Annotated in this window: 23 protein-coding genes; 3 read left to right on the plus strand and 20 right to left on the minus strand. The window is 28.0% G+C overall.

What is annotated here, in order from left to right:
- Window positions 1-177: 177 nt before the first annotated feature.
- Window positions 178-1,380: an OpgC domain-containing protein gene (gene opgC / locus OM075_RS09160; RefSeq protein ID WP_301190200.1), complete on the minus strand. Its 1,203-nt coding sequence runs from the start codon at window positions 1,378-1,380 to the stop codon at window positions 178-180.
- 250 nt (window positions 1,381-1,630) lie between these two features.
- Between opgC and OM075_RS26080 the strand changes: the two genes are divergently transcribed.
- The gene (locus OM075_RS26080) at window positions 1,631-1,864 is read left to right on the plus strand and encodes a helix-turn-helix domain-containing protein (protein ID WP_363321565.1); all 234 of its coding nucleotides are present in this window, start codon (window positions 1,631-1,633) and stop codon (window positions 1,862-1,864) included.
- 422 nt (window positions 1,865-2,286) lie between these two features.
- Window positions 2,287-2,646: a transposase gene (locus OM075_RS26085; protein ID WP_363321570.1), complete on the plus strand. Its 360-nt coding sequence runs from the start codon at window positions 2,287-2,289 to the stop codon at window positions 2,644-2,646.
- A gap of 799 nt (window positions 2,647-3,445) precedes the next feature.
- Here OM075_RS26085 and OM075_RS09165 read toward each other — a convergent pair.
- From OM075_RS09165 to OM075_RS09190, 6 genes are all read right to left on the minus strand, one after another.
- Window positions 3,446-4,483, minus strand: a complete 1,038-nt coding sequence (locus OM075_RS09165) for an acyltransferase (protein ID WP_301190201.1) — start codon at window positions 4,481-4,483, stop codon at window positions 3,446-3,448.
- Window positions 4,484-4,701: 218 nt separating this feature from the next.
- Window positions 4,702-5,610 carry an SGNH/GDSL hydrolase family protein gene (locus tag OM075_RS09170; RefSeq protein WP_301190202.1) on the minus strand — a complete coding sequence of 303 codons (909 nt, stop codon included), beginning with the start codon at window positions 5,608-5,610 and terminating at the stop codon, window positions 4,702-4,704.
- Window positions 5,611-5,622: 12 nt separating this feature from the next.
- Entirely contained in the window at window positions 5,623-7,023 is a 1,401-nt protein-coding gene (locus OM075_RS09175) for an MBOAT family O-acyltransferase (RefSeq protein ID WP_301190203.1), read from the minus strand.
- A gap of 60 nt (window positions 7,024-7,083) precedes the next feature.
- Window positions 7,084-9,477: a GumC family protein gene (locus OM075_RS09180; RefSeq protein ID WP_301190204.1), complete on the minus strand. Its 2,394-nt coding sequence runs from the start codon at window positions 9,475-9,477 to the stop codon at window positions 7,084-7,086.
- A gap of 53 nt (window positions 9,478-9,530) precedes the next feature.
- Window positions 9,531-10,316 (minus strand): polysaccharide biosynthesis/export family protein, encoded by a 786-nt coding sequence (locus OM075_RS09185; protein ID WP_301190205.1) that lies wholly within the window; start codon window positions 10,314-10,316, stop codon window positions 9,531-9,533.
- Window positions 10,317-10,602: 286 nt separating this feature from the next.
- Window positions 10,603-12,006: a sugar transferase gene (locus tag OM075_RS09190; RefSeq protein WP_301190206.1), complete on the minus strand. Its 1,404-nt coding sequence runs from the start codon at window positions 12,004-12,006 to the stop codon at window positions 10,603-10,605.
- A 399-nt stretch (window positions 12,007-12,405) separates the two neighbouring features.
- Between OM075_RS09190 and OM075_RS09195 the strand changes: the two genes are divergently transcribed.
- A complete protein-coding gene (locus OM075_RS09195) occupies window positions 12,406-12,528 on the plus strand; it encodes a hypothetical protein (protein WP_301190207.1) in 123 nt (40 codons plus the stop codon).
- 70 nt (window positions 12,529-12,598) lie between these two features.
- Here OM075_RS09195 and gmd read toward each other — a convergent pair whose 3' ends face one another.
- The 13 genes from gmd to OM075_RS09260 all read right to left on the minus strand — a co-directional run bounded on the left by gmd (window position 12,599) and on the right by OM075_RS09260 (window position 25,975).
- Window positions 12,599-13,741: a GDP-mannose 4,6-dehydratase gene (gmd, locus tag OM075_RS09200; protein WP_301190273.1), complete on the minus strand. Its 1,143-nt coding sequence runs from the start codon at window positions 13,739-13,741 to the stop codon at window positions 12,599-12,601.
- Window positions 13,742-13,796: 55 nt separating this feature from the next.
- Window positions 13,797-14,534: a WecB/TagA/CpsF family glycosyltransferase gene (locus OM075_RS09205; RefSeq protein WP_301190208.1), complete on the minus strand. Its 738-nt coding sequence runs from the start codon at window positions 14,532-14,534 to the stop codon at window positions 13,797-13,799.
- A gap of 180 nt (window positions 14,535-14,714) precedes the next feature.
- Entirely contained in the window at window positions 14,715-15,752 is a 1,038-nt protein-coding gene (locus OM075_RS09210; protein WP_301190209.1) for a glycosyltransferase family 4 protein, read from the minus strand.
- A gap of 14 nt (window positions 15,753-15,766) precedes the next feature.
- Window positions 15,767-16,741 (minus strand): glycosyltransferase family protein, encoded by a 975-nt coding sequence (locus OM075_RS09215; RefSeq protein WP_301190210.1) that lies wholly within the window; start codon window positions 16,739-16,741, stop codon window positions 15,767-15,769.
- 38 nt (window positions 16,742-16,779) lie between these two features.
- Window positions 16,780-17,985, minus strand: a complete 1,206-nt coding sequence (locus tag OM075_RS09220) for a glycosyltransferase (protein ID WP_301190211.1) — start codon at window positions 17,983-17,985, stop codon at window positions 16,780-16,782.
- Window positions 17,986-18,019: 34 nt separating this feature from the next.
- Complete coding sequence (locus OM075_RS09225; RefSeq protein ID WP_301190212.1) at window positions 18,020-19,063, minus strand: glycosyltransferase; 1,044 nt, start codon at window positions 19,061-19,063, stop codon at window positions 18,020-18,022.
- 5 nt (window positions 19,064-19,068) lie between these two features.
- A complete protein-coding gene (locus tag OM075_RS09230; RefSeq protein ID WP_301190213.1) occupies window positions 19,069-19,647 on the minus strand; it encodes an LbetaH domain-containing protein in 579 nt (192 codons plus the stop codon).
- Between the two features lie 131 nt (window positions 19,648-19,778).
- Window positions 19,779-20,498, minus strand: a complete 720-nt coding sequence (locus tag OM075_RS09235) for a glycosyltransferase family 32 protein (RefSeq protein WP_301190214.1) — start codon at window positions 20,496-20,498, stop codon at window positions 19,779-19,781.
- A 1-nt stretch (window position 20,499) separates the two neighbouring features.
- A complete protein-coding gene (locus tag OM075_RS09240) occupies window positions 20,500-21,228 on the minus strand; it encodes a glycosyltransferase family 32 protein (RefSeq protein ID WP_301190215.1) in 729 nt (242 codons plus the stop codon).
- Window positions 21,229-21,366: 138 nt separating this feature from the next.
- A complete protein-coding gene (locus OM075_RS09245; protein WP_301190216.1) occupies window positions 21,367-22,503 on the minus strand; it encodes an acyltransferase family protein in 1,137 nt (378 codons plus the stop codon).
- Between the two features lie 187 nt (window positions 22,504-22,690).
- The gene (locus OM075_RS09250; RefSeq protein WP_301190217.1) at window positions 22,691-23,971 is read right to left on the minus strand and encodes an O-antigen polymerase; all 1,281 of its coding nucleotides are present in this window, start codon (window positions 23,969-23,971) and stop codon (window positions 22,691-22,693) included.
- A gap of 199 nt (window positions 23,972-24,170) precedes the next feature.
- A complete protein-coding gene (locus OM075_RS09255; RefSeq protein WP_301190218.1) occupies window positions 24,171-24,935 on the minus strand; it encodes a hypothetical protein in 765 nt (254 codons plus the stop codon).
- Between the two features lie 104 nt (window positions 24,936-25,039).
- Window positions 25,040-25,975, minus strand: coding sequence for a glycosyltransferase family 2 protein (locus tag OM075_RS09260; RefSeq protein WP_301190219.1), 936 nt, complete (start codon window positions 25,973-25,975; stop codon window positions 25,040-25,042).
- Window positions 25,976-26,023 lie beyond the last annotated feature (48 nt).

The following is a 26,023-nucleotide window of genomic DNA, read 5'->3' on the forward strand; positions in this document are numbered from 1 at the left end:
TCTTATTTAAACTATCAAACACCTGATGAGTATGGAAAGGTGGTTATCAGAAATGTGGCTTAACTTTTTGTCTAGTTTTTTATTGCAATTCCACTACTGTTATTGATCGTTTTCATGTTCAAAAATTGGCTTGTGATAAACGTATTTAATATATGTTATTCTGTTTGAAAAATTGTTTTATTTAGATATTTTCTCTGAAAATATAATTTTGGTTATAAGTTTTTTTGAATGCACTATACAATAATGTGTTACTTTTAAAACATCTCTATTAATATTTATTATTAAAGCTAGTCTGGATTTAATCCTAGCACGTCTCTCTTTTTTTAACTTTAAATTATATTCTTCCTTTATAATAGCAGGAATTATTAATGATAAAATTAATAGTATTCCAACGATTATCTGAGTTAATACAGTTTCTTTATTAAGATTAAAATTTAACTTTAAAATATATATTAGAATAAGGTGAAAGGTAAAAACATCAAGAGAATACTGTCCGATGTATGAAAAAAAATTCAGTTTAATATTTGAAAAATATTTATTAACTATACAAAATAAATATGCTATTAACATAAAGTTTATCAAACGAAATGGTTGCAAAATACGTTTATTATTGTAAAGTAAACTAAAAAGATCGTTATTATATTCAGGTAGTGTATGTCTAAAAATGAAAAGAGTAAAGACTATAATTAATGTGGAGTATACAATTTTTGAATTGTAACTAATTTTGAAATTATGATAAAAGTTTTGATATCCTAAAAATAATCCAATTGTAAATAAAAATTGCCATCCAAATATATTAAAAGCACCAAGATTAATATCCAATTTAGATAAAATTCCATAATATATAACTTCAATAGAAGTAAATTGAATTAATGCCCATATAGTAAAACTAATAAGCAAAGTAATTTTGTAATTGTATTTAAAACCAATTAAAATAATTGGACTAAATGCTATCAGTATTATATATAAGGGCAGTATATCGAGACACCAAGGCTGTTTTAGTAATAGTACAGTCTTTAAATTATAAATTAGAGAATATATTTCTATACGAAATATATTAGGGTTTATAGACGATGATGGAATGAAAATAATAATACTATATATAAGTAGATGCAATACAACTATTGAAGCTATATGATACTTATAAATACACCATACTCGTTTCATCGTTTTTTGTAAAAGCATATTTACATTATTTAAATATTTAGAATATATTAAACCAAATAAATATGCTGATATAAATATAAAACCTTCAGCAGCTGAAAAAAATCCTAAAGGATGGTCGGTGTAATAATTAATAAAAGATAATGAAGTGTGATCAATTAGCATAGTAATTAGAAGTAAACCTCTAATTGAATCAATAAATAAATTTCTTTTCATTTTATACATTTTAGCTCATTATTTTGGTCTAGGACTATTAGGTTTATGAGGTTTTAATTAATATTAATTTGATAAATAAATGTGCCTTAATAATTATCATCTAACACTTAGTGGTATTTATTAATTTTAAATTGCATAATCTTATATAATACCATTATGACTACGAAATAAGCCTTATTTTAACTATCTTGGCATTACGCCAACGACGTCAAAAATTACAGTTTCTGAAAATACTAAGATATTAAGAAAATTGCTTCAATCATCAAACAATCAAAAGGTTAGATTAAAAATCAGAAGCCTTCTTCTTTTACAATCAAAAGATTTCAAAAAACAGAAAGATATTTCCACTCATTTAGGTATAGGATATTCCACCTTAAAAAGTTGGTACAGAGACTATTCTAAGAATGGCCTTGATGCTTTTTTGAAAATTAAAGAGAAAGGTAAACCAAAGAGTATAATCACAATGAAGTACATGAAGCTTTAAAACAAAAACTTAATAATTCTGAAGATCCTTTGCTAGGATATTGGGATGCTGTTTTATGGGTTAAAAAACTATTTCTCTTGGATGTTAAGTATGCTACACTTCGAAAATATATGATCACCAATTTTGGCACCAAACTTAAATCTCCCAGGAAATGGCATTATAAAAAAGATGATCAGGCTATTTAAGCCTTTTTAAAAACTACCAAATGAATTCAAGTCGATTAGAACAAGTCTAAATAAAAATAAGTATAAATCCATTAATTTATATTTTCAAGACGAAAGCAGATTTGGTCTAATGACACCTATTGGTATATATCTGACTGCAAAAGGAGTTAAACCAATTGTTAAATATCAACATGGTTTTAAAAATACCTACTTATATGGCGCGTTTTTACCTGTTGATGGAGATGCATTTGTATTAAAATTGAAGTCACTACAAGCGAGATATTTTATAAATATATAGAGCAGCTTTCTTTGCATAGACCAGAAGAGTTTAAAATAATGGTCATTGATAATGCAGGATTTTATTCTCTACAGAATTATGAGATTCCTGATAATATTAAACTATTAAGATTACCCCCATACACACCGGAATTAAATCCTTCTGAAAAAATCTGGGCATTTATAATACAATATTATAAGAACAATATATTTGAAAATATGGTACAACTAAAGAAATGGCTTAGTGATTTTATTGTCAATAATATTAATCCTAAAATCTTTAAATCGATTACGAACCATCTCATTTACATGAAATATTATAAGGCCAATTTCATGGTTTAAATGGTATAATAACATTTGTATGTCAATTTTTATAATAGCTTTGGGTAATTATTTCTTCGGAAAGATTTTTATCCGACATATTTAATAGGATTATTAAGAAATTATATCATCTAGAATTTGGAAATTATTTAAATACTGTGATATATTTATAAGTTATGATGTTTGCCTACCATAGAAACAGCATTGATTCGTTGCACTTCAATCGACATGTCAGTATGGTTCCTGCACTATAATCAAGATTTTTTTTCATATGATTGTGCAATACTTCTTTTAAGTACAACTTCTACAGAAATTTAATTTCCTCTTTTATCTCAATCATTGATGATTTTGACATGAATTGTAAATATGAAAAATACAGAACGACATTACAATTATTTAATGTATTATGATACAATGGGGTTCTTTAAGAGGTAAGTTTGTGATACTTTATTTGAATAGATGAGTCAATTCTTTCTACATAAAGCATCTAGGCTTTGATTATTTATGTAGGAAGCTAACAAACATTTCAGAGCAGTTTATGCGTTAATACAAGAATAAACTATGCAAATTTCAAAATGGAAAATAATAAGAATACACCTAATATATACTTGTAAATAATAAAATAGTACATTAAATCAATTTGTTATGAGATAGAAAGTAAATAGGAAAGATAATTCAATAATTACCAATAAATTCAAAAAAAAGGGTAGATTGTTCTTAATTAAAGTTGAAGTATTATTTGAATATTGTTATGCGAAAAAGCTCAATAAGATATATACTTTGACATTATGATACATATTATCATGTATAATGCTAATATTTATGTTAATATTTGGCTTAACATTCTGTTTCTGGATAAAACCTCGACAAAAACTAGTGAAATGAAATATATTATAATTGGAAATCCAATTTCAAATATAGGATGATAGTATTTAATAAAAAAAGGTTTTAAAATAGGAATAAGTAAAACATGGATTGCATATATGCCTAGTGTTTTTTGTCCTACATAATTAAAAAATGGGATATTAAAAAAGTTTTGATTAGATAGTGAAATAATAGCAATACCTAATCCCATAAAATACGTAGCAAATACATAGTCCTGATTCCCTGATGTATTGTAATATTTTTTTAAGATAAATATCTCTAAAAAATGGAAAAATAATCCTAAAATAAAAATTACAAATCCTATTTTTAACCATTTCGTCTTAGGTGTAAATGATGCTATTTTGTATCCTGACACAAAAAAAATTAAACCTAAAAAAAGACTATTTCTTGTATCGAAATGTAAATTTATACCTAAAGGGGTATTAATATAAGCTTTTGCTAAAACACCAATAATATATAAAAATATAGCAATCGTAATGAGCGATTTATTTAGGTTGAATTTTATAAAAATACTCGTTGTCAGGATTGAAAAGAATAATGAACTCAAAAACCATAAATGTATGCTTGTTCCTTCTAAAAGAAGAATTTTTGGATGACTTATGTAATATGAAATTCTCTCCAGTACATTATTTCCCATTTCTAATACACCTGCATCTAGCAAAGAATAGAATTTATAAAAAGGGAAAAGGTATATTAAATTCCAAAATATCCAAATGATTGCAATACGTAATGCCATTTTTTTTGTTGTTGATTCTATTGAATTACTTTTATTTATTTTAACACTATAAAAATAACCAGATATTACAAAGAAAAATGGCACCGCAAACCTTGCCAATTGATTAATAAGTCCAAATAAATATATATTTCCTTGAGAATTATCAAAGGCATTAGGAAGAAAAGGATTTGTATGAATTGCTATTACGAAAATAATTGCAACTACTCTCATAAAATCTACACTATTTATTCTTTTCATTTATAGTGGATGTTATTTTTTTGGAATTGAAAGTTAGATAAGATTCAATAAATCAGTGCTGTAGAGTTCGGTTATCCTTAAATAATTGAAGTTTAAGACCTATTCAGACTTAGTATTAACCTTCTTATTTAAACAATAGATTTACTCGAACTTTGGTTAGAAGTAATCTAATTTATTTGATGGTTTCTCAAATACTAAAATAAAATATACAATATAGTTTAGTGTTTAATAAATTGTAGAATTTTTTGTGTAAAGAGTTGAGCTCCACTTTTATTTAAATGATAAGTATCTGCAAATAATTTTTTATTATTTAAGAAATCAGTATCTTTTGAATAATCAAGAAATGTTACATTATTTTTTCTGCATATTTCGCTACAAATATCAATTGAATAATCTTTATTATATTTGAAATAAACTGGAGAATAAATAATTGTTAGGGGAATATTTTTTTCGTTACATAACTTAATAAAATCATTAAATGCATTGTATTTATGTTTATCAATATTATATTTTTCAGGTTTGTCTATAATGTTAATATTATATTCCCATGTGTTGGTCAATGGTACAAATCCCTTATAAGCACCTTTATTTACACTCCTAAATTTATTTATTTCTAAATTACCTATGATTATTGTTGTTAATAATGAATTAAAGGGATATATCTTGGAAAACAATTTGTATTTTTCAAAAGGTGATTTTAATTCAATTAAATCTTTCAATTCGTTATGAGTTCTATAATAAGGTAATAAACATGATAAAGCATCATAATCCTGTTGTGAAAACTCAAAAGTTCCATTGAAATCAAGTATTATTTTTTTGGGGGTATATCTTTTTAATACTGATTTTAATACTGCAGTTTGGTAGAATATATAATGTCCATCACTTCCTGTATTATAGGCAGATAAGTTTGTGCTATCTTCAATTATTTTAACATTATAATGATGGTTAGCTCTTGAGGATCCAAAAATTAGTATATCTGCTTTTGTACTGTCTAAAGAATAGGTTGTTCGATAAAGAAGGCCAGAAGTATTTTTTAAATAATAAAAGTTTAGTCCTTTGCCTATTAAGTAATCACAAAGAGCTAATATAAAAAAAGATATTATAATTATTTTGAAATATTTTTTCATTGTAACTTTAAATTAAAATTGAAAATAAATGAATTGTCCACCATCAAAAACTCCTATCATCAATATAAGTATCGTTAATGTAGCGTACCATGTATATTTTATAATTTTATTGTTTTCAAATGTTAAAGTAAATGAGCATTCGTCATAAATATCTTTAATAATTAGAATTATCAAACCAATAAATCCGTAAATAAAAACCTTATTATCTCCAAAAAATAATGGACCATGTTTTGTGAAAATATTTTGTATTACTTTTATTGCATCAGCAGAGTTATTCGCTCTGAAAAAAATCCAGGTAAAATCTATTAGTATAAAAGTACTTATAATCTGAATCAGATTGGTAAATCTATTGGACAGCTTTATTCTAAAAGGTTTAAAAATGCTGTAAACAACTTGAAAAATTCCGTTTAATCCACCCCATATAACAAAAGTCCAATTTGCACCATGCCATAAACCACTGACTAGGAATGTTATAATTAGGTTTAGATATTTCTGTTTTTTACTTACTCTATTGCCTCCTAATGGTATGTATACATAATCCTTAAACCAAGTGGATAATGATATATGCCATCTATGCCAAAAATCCGGACAGTTTTTTGCAAAATACGGTCTGCAAAAATTTGTCATTAAATCAAAACCTAAAATTTTAGCACACCCAATAGCTATATTTGAATATCCTCCAAAATCACAATATATCTGAAAAGCAAAAAAAATAGTGGCTATAATTAAGGTGGGTGAATTATGCATATTAATATTGTTGTATACAGAATCAACATAAATTGACAGTCTATCTGCTACCACAACTTTCATAAAATAACCCCATATAATTAGTTTCGTTCCTTCTATTGCTTTAGCATAATTGAAAACGATTTCTTTACTAAATTGAGGTAAAAGATTTGTGGCTCTTTCGATAGGTCCTGCAACTAATTGAGGAAAGAAGGATACAAACAAAGCATACTTACCAAAATTGTTTTCATGTTTTAGTTTATTATAATATACATCAATTGAATATCCTACTGCCTGAAAAGTGTAAAAAGAAATTCCAACAGGTAATAGAAGCTTAAATTCAGGAAAACGAACTCTTATATTAAAATAATTAAGAAAGTTAAAAAGCGAATCGGTTAAAAAATTATAATATTTAAATAAAAATAAAATTCCGAAATTCAGGATAATACTGGCTATTAATAATACTTTTCTAACTTTAATATCTTTAACTTTATCTAATTTAAATGCACATAAATATGTTATAAAAGTTGATAAAAATATTAATATAGCATAAATGGGTTCCCAATTCATGTAAAAGAAATAACTGGCTAATAATAAGAATACCCAGCGAAATTTATTAGGAATTAAATAATAAATTACACAAACAACAGGGAAAAATAGCAGATAATTAAATGAATTAAATAGCACAAATTATATTTTTAAATTTATTATGGAACATGAAAAAAATGGCTAAAAAGAAATGATTTATTATGCCGACCGTCTAAACAATTTTTTCCAAAAATTTACCTTCTCTTCTATATCATCATAATACTCTTCTTTATAATTACCATATTTTCCATAACCTGTATTATATCTTTTGTCACTAGTACCATTCAGAATAATTGCAGGATTATTAAAATTATCTTTATCCTTTAATTGATTGATAAAAGAAGTCTGCTTTTTATGACTATATCCATGTCTAACAACAGTTATATTGATGTCAGCATATTTTCCAATTAGAAAACCGTCCACAACAAAGGATAAAGGTGCATTATCCAAAACAACATAATGAAAGTCCTTTCTTGCCTGATCTATTAGATCTTTAAATTTACCATTGCCAATAAGTTCTGCCGGATTAATAGGGATAGGACCTGCATTAATATAGTAAAGATTTTCCTGTTCGGTTGCTTTAATAATTTCATTATAATTATGTTTTCCTATTAAATAGGATGAGACTCCAATATCATTATTAGAGTTGAATATTTTGTGTAATCTAGGTTTACGAAGATCACAACCAATTAACAGTACATTTTTATTATCCATAGCTAAAACTGATGCTAGGTTTAAACATGTAAATGTTTTTCCTTCACCAGGGATTGAGGAATGAATAGCAATAACTTTTGAATCTTTAGAATTGGATAAATATTGTAAATTCATTCTTAAGTTTCGAAAATTCTCAGCAATGCTTGAACGTGGATACTTAACAATTGGAATCTCCATTGAATATTTACTTTTGGGAATTTCAGCTATGATTGGAAGTTTACTGATCTTTTCTAGCTCGTCATAACTTTTTATGGTATCATCCAGGAAATCATATAAAAAAATGATGATTAAGGGTATTGAAAAACCCAGTAACAGACCAATTATTAAATATATTTTATTATTAAGGCCTGTATGGATTACTGTTTCAAGTCTAGCTGGATCCATAACTGTTGCGTCAGGAATATTAGATGCGGACGTAATAGCTGCCTCTGCCCTTTTTTGTAAAAGGAAGGTGTATAATTCATTATTTATGTCAAAAGTTCTTTTTATATTGATAAGTTGCTGTTCTGTTTTAGGTAGCGAAGCCAATTTTACTTGTACTCCATTCATCTGCGAATTGATATTTCGGAGTTCAATAGATGTGTTTTGAAGAAGGTTTTTTATATTTTCACCTAGAGAATTTAAACAGTTATCTATTTCATTATTAAGGATTTTTATTGCAGGATTTTCTTCTTTTACAACAAAGGACATTGTTGATTTTTTATTATATAGTTCACCCAATTTTACTACCAATGCATTTAATCCAGCATCCGCAATTCCTAATACTGAAGGTACAGCTATATTTTTCATCTGATCAGCATCATTCATATAGGTTTGCAGATTTTTAAAATAATCCATTTTACGTTGGGCTAATTCCTTTTCTGTTTGAAGAACCTTTAGTCTGTCTGCAACCTGACTTGCCTCCTGACTTAAATTAACAATTCCTTTTTTCGAGCGAAACTCAGTGAATAAATTTCCTGTTATAGTAAGAGAATCAACTACTGTTTGTATCTGGTTATCAATAAATCTAATTGTATTTTCTGATGTGCGATTTTTTGATTCTAAATCATATTTTAAATATACATCTATTAAAGCATTTAAATAGTCAACTCCTCTTTGTGGAACTGTTTCTGTAAGAGACAAAATAATACCATTAGTTTTTTTATTCACTTGAGATACGCTTAATCTACTTTTAAATAAATTTGTCAAATAATTAAGATCATTTATTTTAAAATAATATTCCTTATTTTGCTGAATGTTAAAGTTTTTATTTTTTGTGATAGTAAAATTGAATAAGTTACTTTCAAAAGGAACTCCATACTCTCCTTTTTCTATTGAATCAAGATTATACTTAACACCATTTTCTATATATACACCTTGCATTTTCAATAAAAATGATTTTGGGGATTTAGGTAGGATGAATAATTTGATACCTTTTAAGTTTTTCGAGTTCTTATTAACATCTACTATATATGGAGAAGAGGCATATAACTCCGGATCGTTAAAAATTCCTTTATAGTACCATGAAATATCCATATTTAGACTTTTTACGGCTTGTTGATTTAATGAATAAGATTGTAACATAAAGATATGATTTTCAACACTAGTCTTACCTCCTACATCTAAACCATCAAAGATCTTATCCATACTCATACCCGTATCTTTATCCTTTATAAGAACTGTGGCATTCATATTATATGTTGCTGTTTTTCTTTTGGCAAATAAAAAACCCAAACATAATCCAATAAATCCAAAAATTACAAACCAGTACCACTTTGATAAAACTCGAAACAGAAAACTTTTAATATCAATAGTTTGCTCATTATTCATATACTCAATTATTTCGTCGATATTTTGCATTGTAATATTTTGTAAAGTTTATGGTATTTTTTATTAACAATTATTTTATACTGCTATTTATTTATAAAATTAACTAATAAAACTAAAGTTGAGATAGATGAAAATACCAAGGAGTATACAGTACTATTTATTTTTAAACTCTTGTTTTTTTGAGGTTCAATGTATACGATATCATTTGGCTGTAGATAATATGCCTGGGATTGTAATAGGTCTTGGCCGGAAGTGAGATTAATGCGATAATATATCATTGTTCCATCCTTTGTTTGTCGAATTATCAGCGCACGTTTTAAATTACTATTATCGGTTTCTCCTTTTGCCATACTAATAGCATCTAGTATAGTTATATAATTATTGTAATTATAATAAATACCAGGTATAGTAACTTCACCTAATACTGTAAACTTAAAATTTAATAATTTAACCTTTATAGTGGCATCCTTAATATATATTTGAGCTTGGACTTGAATAGATTCTCGTGCTTCTTGAATTGTTTTATTCTTAACATTTACTTTTCCAATTATAGGTAAAGTAACATATCCGTCATCATCGACAAGAAAACCATTTATATATTGTCCTACTCCTTCCCCATAAGTCTGAGAAGTTCCATTACCACCTCCATTTCCAGTTGAAGGATTAAATAATGCATTAATCTCAGGATTTAAAGTTTGGATATTAATGTATAAGTTATCTTTAGGTTTGATTCTATGAATTGGAGCAGGAATTGGCATTGCTTGCTGGAAGTCTTTGTTTTCAAGATCATTAAAGTATGTGATATTTTTTCTTGATGTGCAAGAATATAATAAACAAGTTAAAAAAACAGTAAGAATGAGTTTGTTCATGAATTCGTTATGTTTATGATATTTGGTACTTATTTTTTCAGAATTAGTGTGCAATGTTAGTTTTTTTTTCTTTGTTAAATTTTTTTCTTTGATAAGATGATCATAAAATTAAGTTAATGTAGGAAATTTGAATATTGATTAGAAGTATTAATAGATAATATTAGATTTAATATTCTTCAATTTTATATTTCGTCCGTCGATAGTTTTCATAAATGGACATGTACTTATGATTTTTTTTTTAAAGTGTTTTATTATATTATAAATCCAGTTAATAACCATTATCAACCTACTGTCCATCTCTAACCAGCATTACTTTAAATGTTTTAAGGAATAGTTGTATATCGAGTTTTAAAGACCAGGAATCAATATATTGCATATCCATTTTCATCCATTGTTCAAATGGAATATTATTTCGTCCTGATACTTGCCAAATACATGTGATACCTGGTTTCATACTTAATCGTCTCCTCTGCCATCTTTCATATTCTTCAACTTCTGATGGTACAGGAGGGCGAGGACCAACAATACTCATCTCTCCTTTTAAAACATTAAAAAACTGAGGTAATTCATCTAAAGACGACTTTCTTAAAAATTTACCAATTTTTGTAACTCTCGGATCATTTTTCATTTTGAAAACAGGTCCTTTTTGTTCGTTTTGATCCTTTAAAGTAAGCTTTAACTCTTCTGCATTAGTTACCATTGTTCTGAATTTTAAACAATGAAACAAACGCCCATTTTGACCAACTCTGATTTGTTTGAAAAAAACAGGGCCTCCATCATCAATTTTTATAGCAAATGCAATAATTAATAGTAAAGGAGAAACTAAAAGTAGTATCAGAAAGGCTCCTAAATAATCCATTAGTGCTTTCAGTTTTAATGCCAAATAATTACTTGGCGTATTCATTACAGTAAGAAAGGGTAGTTGATTAAAATAGGATAGATGAGAACGATTTCCGGCCAAACTAAAAATTTCAGATTGCATTCTAAAAGTAACACCTACTTCTGTACAAAGATTTACAATATCTCTTATTCTATCCTGATTGTAACTGCCTTTACAGAACATGACTTCATCAACAACTATATCATCCAATATTTTTGTTAAGCATTCATTTTCAGATATAATTTTAAATTTTCTTCCATATTTTTCAATTATCTCATTACTATCACTAACTATTGCCAATATTTTAAAACCCCAATCTTTTGTTACAATAAGTTGGTCTATAAAAAAATCTGAATCTTTATCTGCAATTATAACAACGTGTTTGTAATTATATCCTTTTCCTCTAAGTATTTTCATTGTTTTATATACAAATGACTTGTATGCAAATAAGAAAAAGAAGTTTAAGAAAATAAAAAGAATTAAAACCCAGCGAGATATCATAGTAAATTCCAGAGTACCAACTATTATAAAAAGTGTTGCAGATCCAAATCCAACAACACTAAAGTATTCAAAAAAAATAGTAGAATACATTTTGGTTCTAAGCATTCTTCCCATGCCAAAATGATCTAATAACAAGTACCATATCGGTCCAATTAAAATAAAAATAGTTTCATATTCTCGTCTTCCTACTAGTTCTGATCCTAAATAATAATTGTTAAACTGCCAGGCCAAATAAAAACTGCCAAGGCTTAGAAATGTTTGGAAAATAACACTCCCTTTAGCGATTACTTTCTCTCGTTCACGTATCATGGATTACAGTATTAAGGTTAAATCATTAATTATTAAGCAAGTAAATTTTTTGGAATAAGATTTATTGTTAAGATTTTAAGATTTTGATTAGTATAATTAATTATATAAAATGATTTTACTGTAGATATACTAATGCTGTTTATTTAAAAGTTTTATTTATTGTTTAAGACAAAATACAGACTTATAGAAAAAAATCATATTTTGTAAAATTAGTGACCAATTAATTAAATATACTGTTTAATTAATATCACCTAAAAAAACATTTTCTGTTTTTATAAGATCGAATAGATCTTTAATAGAGATTTCTTTTCCTGTTCCAATATTTATATGGGTATTTCTTATCTCATTTTATTTAAACTAGACTCCTTGAGAATATCATTAAAATTTCTATACTTTAACATGAAAATACATGCATCTGCCATATCTTCTGAACAAAGGAATTCGAGCATTGGTTTCCCAGTTCCCTATAATGATAGTAAAATAGAAGGAATAAAAGGATTTGTTGAATTTAGAATTCCGTAATCACTAATAATTTAGAAGATATTATTTTTAGAAATTGAATCATTATTACTATTGATAGACTTGTTATGGTTTACTCAAAATAATTCATGACTCTAAAACCTTCTGCTTTTAATAAAGCATCTTTTTTAAATAAATGTAAATCTGCTTCTACCATATCTTTTACTAAAGCAGGTAAGTCATATTCAGGCTCCCATCCTAATATTTTTTTTGATTTGTAAGGATCTCCAATCAATAACTCAACTTCTGTTGGTCTAAAGTATTTCGGATCAACGACCACTATACTTTCTCCTATACGTTTGGTTATTTCTTTTAAATAATCATTGCCAACTTTTTCTTTAAAAATATTAGTGTTTATATCACTTAAAAAACCTTCTTCATGTTCAGCTTCTCCATTGAAAGTAATAGTTAAACCGCATTCAGCAAAGGCAATTTTTACAAAATCTCGAACTGTTGTAGTAATTCCTGTAGCAATAACATAATCATCAGGGGTATCTTGTTGTAAAATAAGATGCATAGCTTTGATATAATCTTTTGCATGCCCCCAATCGCGTTGAGCAGAAAGGTTTCCTAAATATAATTTATCCTGCATATTTAATGCTATATGTGCTGTAGCACGTGTAATTTTACGAGTAACAAAAGTTTCTCCTCTATTGGGAGATTCATGATTAAATAAAATTCCATTTGACGCATGAATATTATAAGCTTCACGATAATTAACTGTTATCCAATAAGCATATAATTTTGCAACGGCATAAGGAGAGCGAGGATAAAAAGGGGTTGTTTCTTTTTGAGGTACCTCTTGTACTAATCCATAAAGCTCAGAAGTTGATGCCTGGTAAATACGTGTTTTTTGAGTTAATCCTAATAACCTAACTGCTTCAAGTATACGAAGTGTTCCTATACCATCTGCATTAGCTGTATATTCCGGCATGTCGAAACTAACAGCAACATGACTCATGGCTGCTAAATTGTAAATCTCATCTGGTTGAACTTCCTGAATAATTCGTGTTAGATTCATACTGTCAGTTAAATCTCCATGATGAAGAATAAAATGACGATCTTTAATATGTGGATCTTGGTATAGATGATCTATTCTGTCGGTATTAAATAAAGAGGTTCGTCTTTTAATGCCGTGAACTTCGTAATTAAGGTTTAAAAGATATTCAGCTAAATAAGCTCCATCTTGGCCGGTGATACCTGTGATTAAGGCTATTTTTTTGACATATTAATTGATATTTTGTTATTAACTAGTTAAGAAAAAAGCTATTTTATGAAGCTTTTTTTCTATATATCATTTTATGGAACATATCAATAAATATAACAGGAGTACTGATAAAATATCGGTGAAACATTCTTCTAGGTTCTTTAATGAAACGACCAAACCATTCTAATTTATATTTAATCATCCAATTAGCTGGACGATTTTTTGTGCCTGCATAAAAGTCAAACACAGCACCAATACAACAAATAATTGGAACATTTAGCTGATCTTTAAACTGATGCACCCATTTCTCCTGTTTAGGTGCCGTCATCCCAACAAACAATACATCTGGTTTAAACGTATTCACAACTTTGCACATTATTTCACTTTCTTTTTGCGAGAACTCATGAACAAAAGGAGGGGAATAAGATCCTGCAAGAACATTATAGAAATCTTTGTGCAAACGTCTGTCTATTAATTCAAGTGTTTGAGGTTGCGCTCCTAAAAAGAAACAAGATCCATTTTTATCATTGAGCTCTTTTAACAAATGAATATACATATCAAAACCTGCAATTTTCTTTATTTTATGACCATATAATAATTTTGCTCCTAAAACAACAGCTTCACCATCAGGTAATAAAATATCAGAATCTCTTAATGCCTCTTGAAATAATTTATCTCTTTTAGCAACACTATAAGAATGTCCGTTTAGAGTGTTAATTATCATTTTATTGAAGTGAGTAAAATGATTTAAATCTCCTCCAAAAACATGATAACCTAACACTTCTGTGTTAGAATAATACATATGCAAAAATTTAAAGTTAGTACTATTAATATCAAGGATTAATTCCCTTGATAACAATAATGCTTAAAAAGTATGTGAAGTGTTGAAAGAACTTATTGGTATGACATACTAATTATAATATACTTAAAGAAGTATTTATAATTTGAGATGTGAAGTTTGTTTGGATCAACTAATTATAACTTATTTAAGGCAGGACTTGTATATTGAATCCAATTGATTATTTATTTTATTAATATTTAACTCACCATCAGATAATTTTAAAGATGCTTGTGATAATTTAATTTGTAATTCTTTATCAGATAATAAAGTATCAAGTTTACTCGAGAGATCTTTAATATTACCAGGGGTGCATAAGATTGCATTCTCATTATCTATTGCCACATCGGGAATACCACCAACTGAAGTTATGATTGAAGGTAATCCATAAGACCAAGCATCTAGCAAGGCCATTGGTAAACCTTCGGCATAACTAGGTAGACAGAAAACTGAAGATTCTGCAAATAGTTTTTCTTTTTCTTTCCCCGAAATCCAACCTCTCATAACAACTTGGTCACATATATTTAAATTTTTAGCTAATTTTATTGCATTATCAATTTCTCCATTTCCAGCAAATACAATTTTCCAATCTAAATATTTATTACAGATAGGAGCAAATGCTTGTAATAAATCTGCATACCCCTTTCGTTTGTTTAGAGTTCCGGCAAAAAGAATATAATTTTTCTTATTAGATTGAATTTTTTTTCCAGGTACAATCGGATTTAACAAAACTTTAATATTGCGGATTGCAGGATAAAATTTTTCTAATTCAATTTTCCAATAATTAGATAGAATAATGCAAAGATCTCCATGCTTAAAGATATATCGGTACAACCAACTAAAGTTGCTATATAAAGTTGTTTCTATAGAGTATGAATGGAAATGAAGAATAACTTTTTTTCTTAAAATCTTTGCTATAAAAATAAATAATGATTTTCGAATGGCACTAGGAGGCTCACTAAAGTGAATATGAACTGCGTGATAAAAAGGGATTTTAAATAAAAATATAAAGATTGATTTTAAAAAGTAAAACAATTTGAATAATACATTTCTATCAACATGAGTTTCAATCCATTTGCAATTGTATTTTTCCCATTGATCACCTTGTTCATGAGCCTTAACTACAGATGTAACACCTCCTTGAGTTTTGCGAGAAGTTGCAATAATAAGTATTTTAGACATATTCGTTCCGCTTTTTATTTAAACATAACTGATTTCATATTTTTATAACACTCTTTAATGTTATATGTAGATTGCGGAATTTTGCTTTCCATTAATTGTATTTCTTTGATAGCTTTTATCCAATCACTCAGATCTTCTACCACATGCATGAAGTTTAATCGATTTTTGGAATGATATGGATTACGAGTAATAATCAGAGGTTTTTGAAGACCTTCTGAATCAGCAACAGACGAGATTCCTACACAATAATTTAATTTGTCCGATCGAAGAGGACATACAATGGCTTTTGCGCTTGCCATAGCGTATAACATATGCGGATAAACTTCACCAGTATTTTCGGTGATAGTTACTTCAATATTAGGAATGTCTTTACATTTTTTAGGTAAATCTTCGTGATTATTACCTGCATGATTTTTACTTGTAATTATTTTTAAAGAAGCACCAGTTTGTTTGAAGGCTTCAATTAATAAGTCAAAATCACGTTGCTCTTTACCTGTAGAAACGAATGTTCCGTTATCTTCTTTTGGAATATTATTAAAAAAGTCCATGTCCGCACCCCATCCTGGAGTAGAGCATTTGTTGCTACTTATGTAACCTCTTTCTACCGTTTCTTGCATCGAAAGTTCCGAAAGAAAAAACATATGATTTACTCCGCTCATAATAAAGTGGTAAAATAGCCATTTTATTCCCTTATTTTTTTTAGGACTATGATGTAAGTATGCGAAAATAGGAATCCGTATGATTTTACAAGCAGCTAAAATTAATAATAATATATGCGCGTGAAGATTTAGATTTGGAATAAATATTTTATCAGGTTGGTACTGATTAATTAATCGTAAGTCGTTAAAAAAATCATATTTTTCCTGAGCCCATAATACTTTATGACCATCATTTTCCATCTCACATGCTCCGTATAACCAATGAGACGGGTTTTTTCCTTCCTGCCATAAGTAATAATTTTGCGATGAGCCTATGTATAAAATTTTCATTTTTGGGATATATTATAGCTATCTTTATAAGTGGTTAGCTATTGCTTGTTATAAAGATTTTCTAAGTATTTATTATATGTTTCCGGATTGTGATATAACCTAATACGTTCTATACATCTTTTTGCCTTTTCTTTAATGTCTTCCGTATTATTAAAAATATCCTCGATTGTTTCTATTAAACCCTTTTCAAGTTTATCTTTATAATTACAATATTCTTCATATGTATTATTTATTGGGCATCCAAATTCATTTACAGGAACATCTATTGTCCATCCACAACTATCATTGTTTATTTCAGACAAGGCTCTTAAGTTTGTTGTTACAACCGGTGTTCCACATGCTTGACATTCCAATGTTGAATAGCCATAAGTATCCATCCAAGTAGGAAGAAAAGCAACATGAGCTTTTTTTATTAGTTGCATAACCTGATTATTTGGCAAGGATTCATAGTAAGTTATGTATTCTTTATTTTCGTTAATGTTTTTTTTCGTTACTAATATATCATCCAAATTCTGTTTATAACGAGAGTCCTCATCTTTATGGTTTAACTTTCCAACTACTGTTATATGAAAAGTATACTTGTTTTTAAATTGTAATAATGAATTTATGGTTTCACGACCGCCTTTTCTGTTCATTTCTCCTCCAATAAAAATGAAATTAAGATTTTTGGTGTTATATGAAATTCCTTTTTCCTCTACACTATTAACATACAATTCCTGAGGAGGGTGTAAAGTGGTAGTTTTTTTTAATATGGCTTGTTCATATTCCGGGAATTGATGAATAATTGCTTTTTGAATCTTTTCTGAAGATTTACTTAGGCATAATAAGGCTAAACATTGTTTTTGTGCCAATAACTGTATTTCCTGTTTAACTCTTGGTATATCTTTTAAAACTGATAAATCAGGCTTGTTGTTTTCAATAGCTTTTGTAACATCAATAGTCCATGGTACACCACTTTCAACACTTAAGACCCAAGGTGTTTTTTTTGAGTAATTTACCGTATTGAAGAAATGATAGATATTGCATTTTTCAGGTAAAATATTTTTATAACGATAAAAAACTTTTTCAACTAATTCTTCATTGCTTATATTTTTTAATAAACCTAAATTTTTAAGAATTAGAATAGGAGTTGAAATAATTAGAAAAAGATTATTAAATCGAATATTCTTGTATTCAATTGTCGGTATTCTATCTAAAAATAATCGTTTTGAAGCGTAGTTTTCTGATAATAATCCTAATTTCATTTATTTATAATTTTAATATAAAAATTTAATAGAATTAGTTATTTTTTATTTTATTTATGAACCAACATAAAAATAGAAAGATAAATGGTTTATTCTTTAAAATACAATAACTAATCAAGCTCTGAGGAAAGGGGAGATCATTTGTTTTATATCCATTTTTTATATCTTTCCAAATTATAGAATTTAATACTTCCTTTATTAAGGAAAACTTTTCGATTAAACTATATGGAGCTTTATCTACAACATCTCTAATTACATAGGTCCTTGTATATCCTAATAAAAACCGTATTGATCTTTTGGAATCAGAGTCAATGTCTTTTGTTAGATCTCTCAGTATTTCATATAAATAGAAGAAACATTTGTATTTATCCCGAATAAATGTTTTTGTAAGAGAAACTTCATTATAACAATAATGATATAAATTATTTGGCAAGAAACAGGCTTGATTTGAATTCAATAAGAATTGAACCTGAAAAGCTATGTCCTCTGAGGCAACTTCTCTTTCTGAATAAAAGCGAATGTTGTTATACTGAATAATCTCTCTTTTGTATATAGAGTGCCAAACCGACATGTCATGTAAACGTTCTGCTTTTACTTTTGGAGCAGAAGCTATAAAATCCAGGGCTGTTTGTATTATTTCTTTATTGTTGTTTATTTCTTTTTTTTCATTATAGTCCGAAATATTAACAAATTTATTTGTTGATATCTCTTTTACAAAACCACAATACACAACATCATAATGAAATTTCTCTGCCTCATTATATAATGTATAATACATATTTAAATCAACATAATCATCTGAATCTACGAAAGCTACATATTTACCCGTAGCTATTTCTAATCCACTATTGCGAGCAAAACCTAATCCACCGTTTTTTTTATGGATAACTTTTATTCGTTGTTCATGTTTTGCATATTCATCACACATTTCCGGACAATTATCAGGGGATTCATCATCTACCAGAATAATCTCAATATCTTTTAATGTTTGATTTACAAGGGACTGTATGCAACGATCTAAGTATGATTCAACTTTATATATAGGAACAATAATGGAAACCAATGGTGTGTTCATCATTTTTATTATTTAATTTGTTTGGCAGGTATCCCACCTATTGTTATTCCTTCCTCATAAACGGAGTTTACCACTACTGCACCTGCGGCAATTTTTATATTATTGGCAATATTTATATTTCCAATAATTTTAGCTCCTACTCCAATCATTACGTTATCTCCAATTACTGGACATTCTGGATTTTGTGGTCCAGAGTTGCCTATGCAATTATTCCCATGCATTCTACAATTTTTACCAATCATTGTTCCGCCATTAATGACTGTTGCTCCAAAATGATAAAGTAAGAAACCAGGTGCAATGTTCGTAGTTGTTATTTCTATTCCCAATCGATTGGCTTTAATATTTCGTTTCCGTATGTAAAAAAGGTATAGTAGTTTGTCTAAAATATTACCTCCATGATGTGAAGCATATAAGTAGTAATCTGCTATTCGGGAAGCCTTTTGCCATTTTAGAATCAGATAAATAGGTTCATGTTTTAACCATCCCATAAACAGTCTAGAACGTGTTTGAAACATATAATCATAATACATCTGCTTCTCATGTTTCAGAACTGATGAGAGTTCTTTTTTTGTGGTTATCACACTCATATTGTTGTTTGGGTTAAACTTTTAAATAATAAATAGTTTTCTAAAAAAAGGATTTGGATATTACCTAAGGTCTTTAATTTTATCAAACTATGATTAATAAAAAGAAAACTATTCTCAAGTATCTAATTCAATTACTTATCAGTGAAATCGTTTAGCCACATTTTTGCTTTGCTAATGAAAGCACCTTTTCTGGTTTGTAACTTGAGTTTCCAACCCATCCAAGATTCTGTGTAATGATGAATTGATCGTGTATTTGCACTGATCTCTAGTTTGTTAGATAGATATTCGATTGGGCAAAAATATTCCCATGGGTAAATCGTAAAATTTTCATTAATCTCAATAGGTGTATCTGATTCATATAAACCATGTAACTTCAGTACATCTGTTGTTATAGGTACAATAGGAATAACATCTTCTTGATATGATTTACTTTTTTCATAAAATGTCATTATTTCCTTTATGATGGGATTATTTTTGTTAGAAGCATAGCCAAGTCCTGGATTTACGTAGTGAGCCATTTCGGGATTCATAAGGTGTTTTTCGAAAGCCATGAATGGACCCTTATCTAATATATCATCCATTTCACGAATGACCTCTACATCAGTATCGAAATATATACCCCCATAATTGTAAATAATCCATAAGCGTGCATAGTCACTCACAAAGGCATATTTTTTTTCTTCATAAGCTTCTTTAGTAAACGTATTAATATTTACATCAAAATTTTCTTCATTCCATTCTTTTATTTCATAGTCGGGTAAAAATTTTCTCCAGGAGGCAATACATTTTACAGCACTCTTTGGAAGTGGATTTTTGCCAAACCAACAATAGTGTATTGTTTTAGGTATCATATTAATTTTTGCGTTTTTTTACAAAACCATTTATCCATATTTTGGTTTTGCTGATGAATGCACCTTTTCTTGTTTTTAATTTGAGTTTCCAGTCCATCCAGGATTCTGTATAGTGGTGAATTGTACGTGTATTTGTTGTAATTTCTAAATTATTAGATAAATACTCTATGGGACAAAAGTATTCCCATGGATAAATGGTAAAACCACCATCAATGAGGATAGGTATATCAGACTCATATAAACCATGTAATTTCAACACATCTGTTGTTATCTGCACAATAGGAATTACATCATTATGAAAAGAACGACTTTTTTCATAAAAGACCATAATTTCTTTGATAATAGGATTCTTTTTTTTACCAGCAAAACCAAGGCCTAGTGCTACATAGTGAGCCATTTCAGGATACATAAGATGTTTTTCGAAAGCCATGAATGGACCCTTATCTAATATATCATCCATTTCACGAATAACTTCTACATCTGTGTCGAAATATATACCCCCATAATTGTAAATAATCCATAAACGGGCATAATCACTGACAAAGGCATATTTCTTGTTATTATAAGCTTCTTTAGTAAACGTATTGATGTTCACATCAAAGTTATCTTCGTTCCATTCTTTTATTTCATAGTCGGGTAAATATTTCTTCCAGGAGGCAATACATTTTTTTGCACTCTTAGGAAGTGGATTTTTACCAAACCAACAATAATTTATGGTTTTAGGTATCATACCAATAAGCGAATTTGTAATTTAGAATATATAAAATATGATTAGATATATAACTACTGAAAATACATGGCTGTTAAGCAAAGGCCAGCTCACTACAGAGGCGTTAGTATGAATAATTCAATTGACATACTTTAATTTTTAACGATCAATTAAAGTTATTTTAGTTTTATAATGAGATATTCTTATTGATTTATCAACAATATTTTTACCTTCAATCACTCTTTTGGGTATACGACCTAATATAATAAAGTTGAGATAAGGATTCTTTTTTAGAAAATTTCCAATATTCATACAAAAAAGAATATTAATGCTTGAAACTATGACAATAGTAGTAAATGATATGATAAATGAATTAAATATAACCTCTTCTTGAGTTTGAATATTGATATATTCAAGTCCAAGTAAGAAAAAAAAGTGAAATATATAAATCTCCAGTGTATTATTTCCTAGTGATTGAAATAACCTTCCTATGCGAGATTGAGTATCTAAACGTTTGAACATTCCGTAAAAAAAGATCACACATACATAAGAGAAAAAGGTTTGAAAGATGATGTTCTGATTACTAATGTCCAAATTCATAATTTGTGTATAAAAAAACAGAACTATCATAATTATAAACGCAACCGTATTTACTAAAGTAGAGCTTAAGAAGCTTTCCATTTTAGAAAACCGTTTTATAAAAATGCCAAAAAAATAAAAATGAATGAAATTTGTAAGAAAAAACACACAACCAATGTCATGCAAAAAAGTGTAATGAGCAATCACTTTCAATACAAATGGTGTTAGAATAAAAGTTATAACAAAAAATAAATCGGTATTTTTTGAAACAAACGAACTATATCCAGAAATACTTTTTAATACTAAACCAATAAATGAAGTAATTATTGTAATAGCAAATAATACGGGTAAGAACCAATAGCCCCACATGGTCGCCGGAGTAAGCCATACCTTAAGTAAATTCACAGGGATATCCCAGTTATGAAATATATGACTTGTAAGAACATAACTTAATCCTACAACAAAAAAAGGAATCAATAGAGCAATAGCCTTTTTTTTAAGTTTTATAAGTACTGATTTAATAGAATCTGCTGTAACAATTGAATAGTTGACAAAACCACTTATCATAAAAAACATTGGCATGCGTAGTGGGTTTACAATAGGATAGATAAAACTCTTTTCTAATGGTCCTGTGAAATGGGGTAGGGTGTGAGTGAAAACCACTAAAAACATAATAAAACCTCTTATATAATCTATGTATTCTATTCTTTTTTTCATGTGTTTATTTTTTCTTCTAATTGCCACCTGGAACTCGCCGAAAAAACAATCATTCTCCTGTGTGAGAAAAACTTTCTCATGGCTCGTTTCATGTATTTATAATATGTAAAATATAAAATTGTTTTTAAGCATTCCAATAGAGCTATTTTTTTAAAAACTTTTGCTATTTAAAAGAATACGATTTTATTTAATCAATTTCATTTTTGTTTTTTATGATATGTGAAATCTTACTTCGAAGTAAATGTTGTTTGTAATAAATAAAAGGAATGGATAAATATAGGAACAGGAACCAACAATCATCTCTTACCAAGGAAGCGTTATACCAAATACTCAGAATGATTTGAACTAATAAAATAATACTAAAACTTTTCCAAAAGTTAAATTCCTCATTTTTAATTTTTAAATTTCTTAATCGAAACACTAGAATAGTCCATATAGTAACATACAGAAGGAAGCCTAACCAACCTTGTTCAATCAAAAGGTAAGATGTTAAAAAGTAAAAATAGCTTAGTTGTGATCCGTAACGATTAAAAAATGAAGAATTAATAAGTGGGGAAGGACTGGCAGAACCTATGCCCATACCAAAGTATCGTTCAATAGGATTATTATGATAAAAAATATTGTCTATATCTGTTAGTGCTGTACCTCGGTTTAAACCTCCTTCCTGAAAATTGTAATGGCCAGCTTCAAATGCATAGGCCTGTATTTCCTCTTGATCAGTTAAAAAACTTGTATACTTTGCTCCATAAAAAAAAGTAATTAAAAATAAACCTATAAAACTAAAAACACTAATAAAAATAATTGAAGAGACTGTTTTTATTGACTTTTTACCAATTATGATACTTAGAATATAAGTAAATGGTATCAAAAAGAATATAACTTTAAGTTCAGAGAATATGGCAATCAGCAATATCAATGATATATATATAAACATTGTTTTCAAGCTAATTCGATTGTAAATATATGCCAAAATGAAATAAGCTAAACAAATGTAGCACAAAATATACAATCCACTATTATCACCCAATGTCCCTTTGTTTAAATCACCTCTCTCATTTAGAATAAAGTATTGGATTGCACTTACAGCAAAGTTGATGATTAAAATTTTTGGTAACCATTTATTGTAATATTTTATATCCTCAATGCTTAAAACAGCAATACAAGCCAGAAAGAAAATTGAAAAACGGTAAAAGGTTCTAAATCCCCAAAATATAGTTATCGGGGATAATGAATTTATGATACCAGAAAAGAGTCCTACTATTATTAGTACTAAAAATAATACACTAACAGGTTTTCCTATTACAGATATTATCGAAGAAATCTTTTTGCTTTGAATCAAGTATATAAAAAGGGCAATATTTAAGATGTCCGTTATAAATGCAATTGAATTGCCTGCAAAAACCTTTGCATACGACATAAAAAAAATCGTAAAAAGAAAAAGAATTTTAATAATATATTTTACTCTCATTACTTTTGGGATGGGTATAATTTTTAATTAAACCATTTTGTTTTGTCATTGTAAATGAGTTTGTACAGTTCTTTTTTGGCTTGTATTCACTCTGTTACCTTTTGATATCATAAAACTTAATAAGATTCTTATATTTTTCTTACGACGTTATAATAAGAAGCAATATCCTTTGTTTAAATCTCATTTGGGTAAAACGTTTTCAATGCTTTTTCAACCTCTGTTGTCCGTAGATGTTTCTAACAAATGAAAGTTTTTGAAGAATTAAAAACAGATTGAAATTCTTGTGTAAGAAACTATCTTTTTTGTGAGTTATCCTTTTTAATTCATGATTTCTCATATAGCTATTAACCATTGCCTCAAAAGGATTCCCTCTCGGATATATTCTGGAGGAAGAATGCATTTCATTATAGATTTGTTGTTTTAGATCTTTAGTTCTTACTAAAAAACATTGGTCACTAAAACCATATCCAATAAAAAATTCATCAACTTCTCCGAAAGATGCATAATCTGCATGTTCATACTCACCATTCCATGTTGCGTTAGCAACTAAAATATCTTTTCTCTCTTGTAAAACTTTAATGCCTTCCTTTATCCAATTACTACTATTCCTATAGAGATGTGCATCTCCCTTGAAATAAAGTAAGTAATCTGTTTGGCATAAATATATTCCAACTAATTCAGAAGAAGAAACATAATAAGCTCCTTGAAATGAATCCTTAGTTAAAGAGAAATAATCGAGAACTTCATCAATGTAATCTTCTACAAAGTAGTACTTATCTATAACGCCCTTATTTACTTTTTTATCTAAATGTTTTTCTACTAACTTTCTATTCTTTACATTATTTACAATTATTTCTTTAGACTTAAATTCTTGTTTACAACGTGAGATGATTTGTTCAAGATAGTCTTGAGCTAAAATTATTCTCCAATCTTTTTCCCAAATATTTGTTTGAAATGTTAACATCGTTATTTTTTTAGGGTAGATAATTAGTGATCTAAATTTATTATGAAATTATTGGTAATTAACGGATAAAGTTTGTTTGACTACAATTATTTATTGCCAGGTTATTATGCTTTGTTTTTTAAGTTATAAAGGTTTAAAGTAAATCTGGTCAACCCCTTTGATGCAAGAAATAAAAGTATACGGTTTATTATTGATGTAGTCATATTAAATATATATCGATTTGTTTCAGGATAAAGAGCCTTAAATTCTTTATTATTTAAAAGACCTCTTTCAAAAACCTCAAATTTAATTCTTAGCTTATTTTTTATAATGGTTTTGCCAAATACATCAGCATCCAATGTTCTTTCAAGTGTTGCAATATAGTTTTTACGTTGTTCTAATGTTTGTAAGGTATATTGACGTGTAATTGAATTGAGATTAAAATTGTATTCGTAGTGATAATAGGCTTGAGGTAAATATGCTATTGTAACATTGTGCTTCAAAAGTTCTACCCACATAAGTACATCCTCGCAATAATTTATATTTTTTGGAAAATGTATATCATACTGTTGATAAATACTTGTGCGTACTAATTTATTCCATGTTGCCCCATGTAATCGGCCATTTAATAAGTCGTGTAGTACCTGTAAAGGTTCTAATCCTGTAGGTTTCTGACATTGATAGGATTCCCCCTGTTCATAATCTACATAATAATCAGTTAGTACTATATCCGCTTTATTTTTTGTAGCCGGAGCTACCATTTCGGTTATCATTTGTGGTTCAGCCCAATCGTCACTGTCAAAATGTATTAGGTATTCACCAGTGGCTTGTCTAACGCCAAATTCCCTTACGGAACTGACTCCCTGATTATCTTTGTCAAAATAAATGATTCGTTTATCCCTGTCCGAATAATTTTTACAAATATGTCCACTTTCATCTGTACTTCCATCATTGATAAGCAATATCTCTAAGTTTGTATATGTCTGATGTAAGATACTATCTAAACTCCTCGCCAGAGTTTTTTCAGCGTTGTAAATAGGAACAATAATTGAAACCTTCATTTGTTTTATATTATTTTCATTTTTAATAAAAACCATTATAAAGAATTC

Origin of the sequence: Plebeiibacterium sediminum (genome assembly GCF_026013605.1) — a bacterium.
GTDB classification, from domain to species: Bacteria; Bacteroidota; Bacteroidia; order Bacteroidales; family Marinilabiliaceae; genus Saccharicrinis; species Saccharicrinis sediminus.

Coding starts and splice junctions, on each gene's coding strand:
- OM075_RS09180 (WP_301190204.1), bottom strand. CDS start 9,477: ATGCAAAATATCGACGAAATAATTGAGTATATGAATAATGAGCAAACT.
- OM075_RS09215 (WP_301190210.1), bottom strand. CDS start 16,741: ATGAAAATTTTATACATAGGCTCATCGCAAAATTATTACTTATGGCAG.
- OM075_RS09210 (WP_301190209.1), bottom strand. CDS start 15,752: ATGTCTAAAATACTTATTATTGCAACTTCTCGCAAAACTCAAGGAGGT.
- OM075_RS09240 (WP_301190215.1), bottom strand. CDS start 21,228: ATGATACCTAAAACCATAAATTATTGTTGGTTTGGTAAAAATCCACTT.
- OM075_RS09170 (WP_301190202.1), bottom strand. CDS start 5,610: ATGAAAAAATATTTCAAAATAATTATAATATCTTTTTTTATATTAGCT.
- OM075_RS09260 (WP_301190219.1), bottom strand. CDS start 25,975: ATGAAGGTTTCAATTATTGTTCCTATTTACAACGCTGAAAAAACTCTG.
- OM075_RS09185 (WP_301190205.1), bottom strand. CDS start 10,316: ATGAACAAACTCATTCTTACTGTTTTTTTAACTTGTTTATTATATTCT.
- OM075_RS09220 (WP_301190211.1), bottom strand. CDS start 17,985: ATGAAATTAGGATTATTATCAGAAAACTACGCTTCAAAACGATTATTT.
- OM075_RS09225 (WP_301190212.1), bottom strand. CDS start 19,063: ATGATGAACACACCATTGGTTTCCATTATTGTTCCTATATATAAAGTT.
- OM075_RS09255 (WP_301190218.1), bottom strand. CDS start 24,935: ATGTTAACATTTCAAACAAATATTTGGGAAAAAGATTGGAGAATAATT.
- OM075_RS09250 (WP_301190217.1), bottom strand. CDS start 23,971: ATGAGAGTAAAATATATTATTAAAATTCTTTTTCTTTTTACGATTTTT.
- OM075_RS09190 (WP_301190206.1), bottom strand. CDS start 12,006: ATGATACGTGAACGAGAGAAAGTAATCGCTAAAGGGAGTGTTATTTTC.
- OM075_RS09205 (WP_301190208.1), bottom strand. CDS start 14,534: ATGTATTATTCTAACACAGAAGTGTTAGGTTATCATGTTTTTGGAGGA.
- opgC (WP_301190200.1), bottom strand. CDS start 1,380: ATGAAAAGAAATTTATTTATTGATTCAATTAGAGGTTTACTTCTAATT.
- OM075_RS09230 (WP_301190213.1), bottom strand. CDS start 19,647: ATGAGTGTGATAACCACAAAAAAAGAACTCTCATCAGTTCTGAAACAT.
- OM075_RS09195 (WP_301190207.1), top strand. CDS start 12,406: ATGAAAATACATGCATCTGCCATATCTTCTGAACAAAGGAATTCGAGC.
- OM075_RS09165 (WP_301190201.1), bottom strand. CDS start 4,483: ATGAAAAGAATAAATAGTGTAGATTTTATGAGAGTAGTTGCAATTATT.
- OM075_RS09245 (WP_301190216.1), bottom strand. CDS start 22,503: ATGAAAAAAAGAATAGAATACATAGATTATATAAGAGGTTTTATTATG.
- OM075_RS09235 (WP_301190214.1), bottom strand. CDS start 20,498: ATGATACCTAAAACAATACACTATTGTTGGTTTGGCAAAAATCCACTT.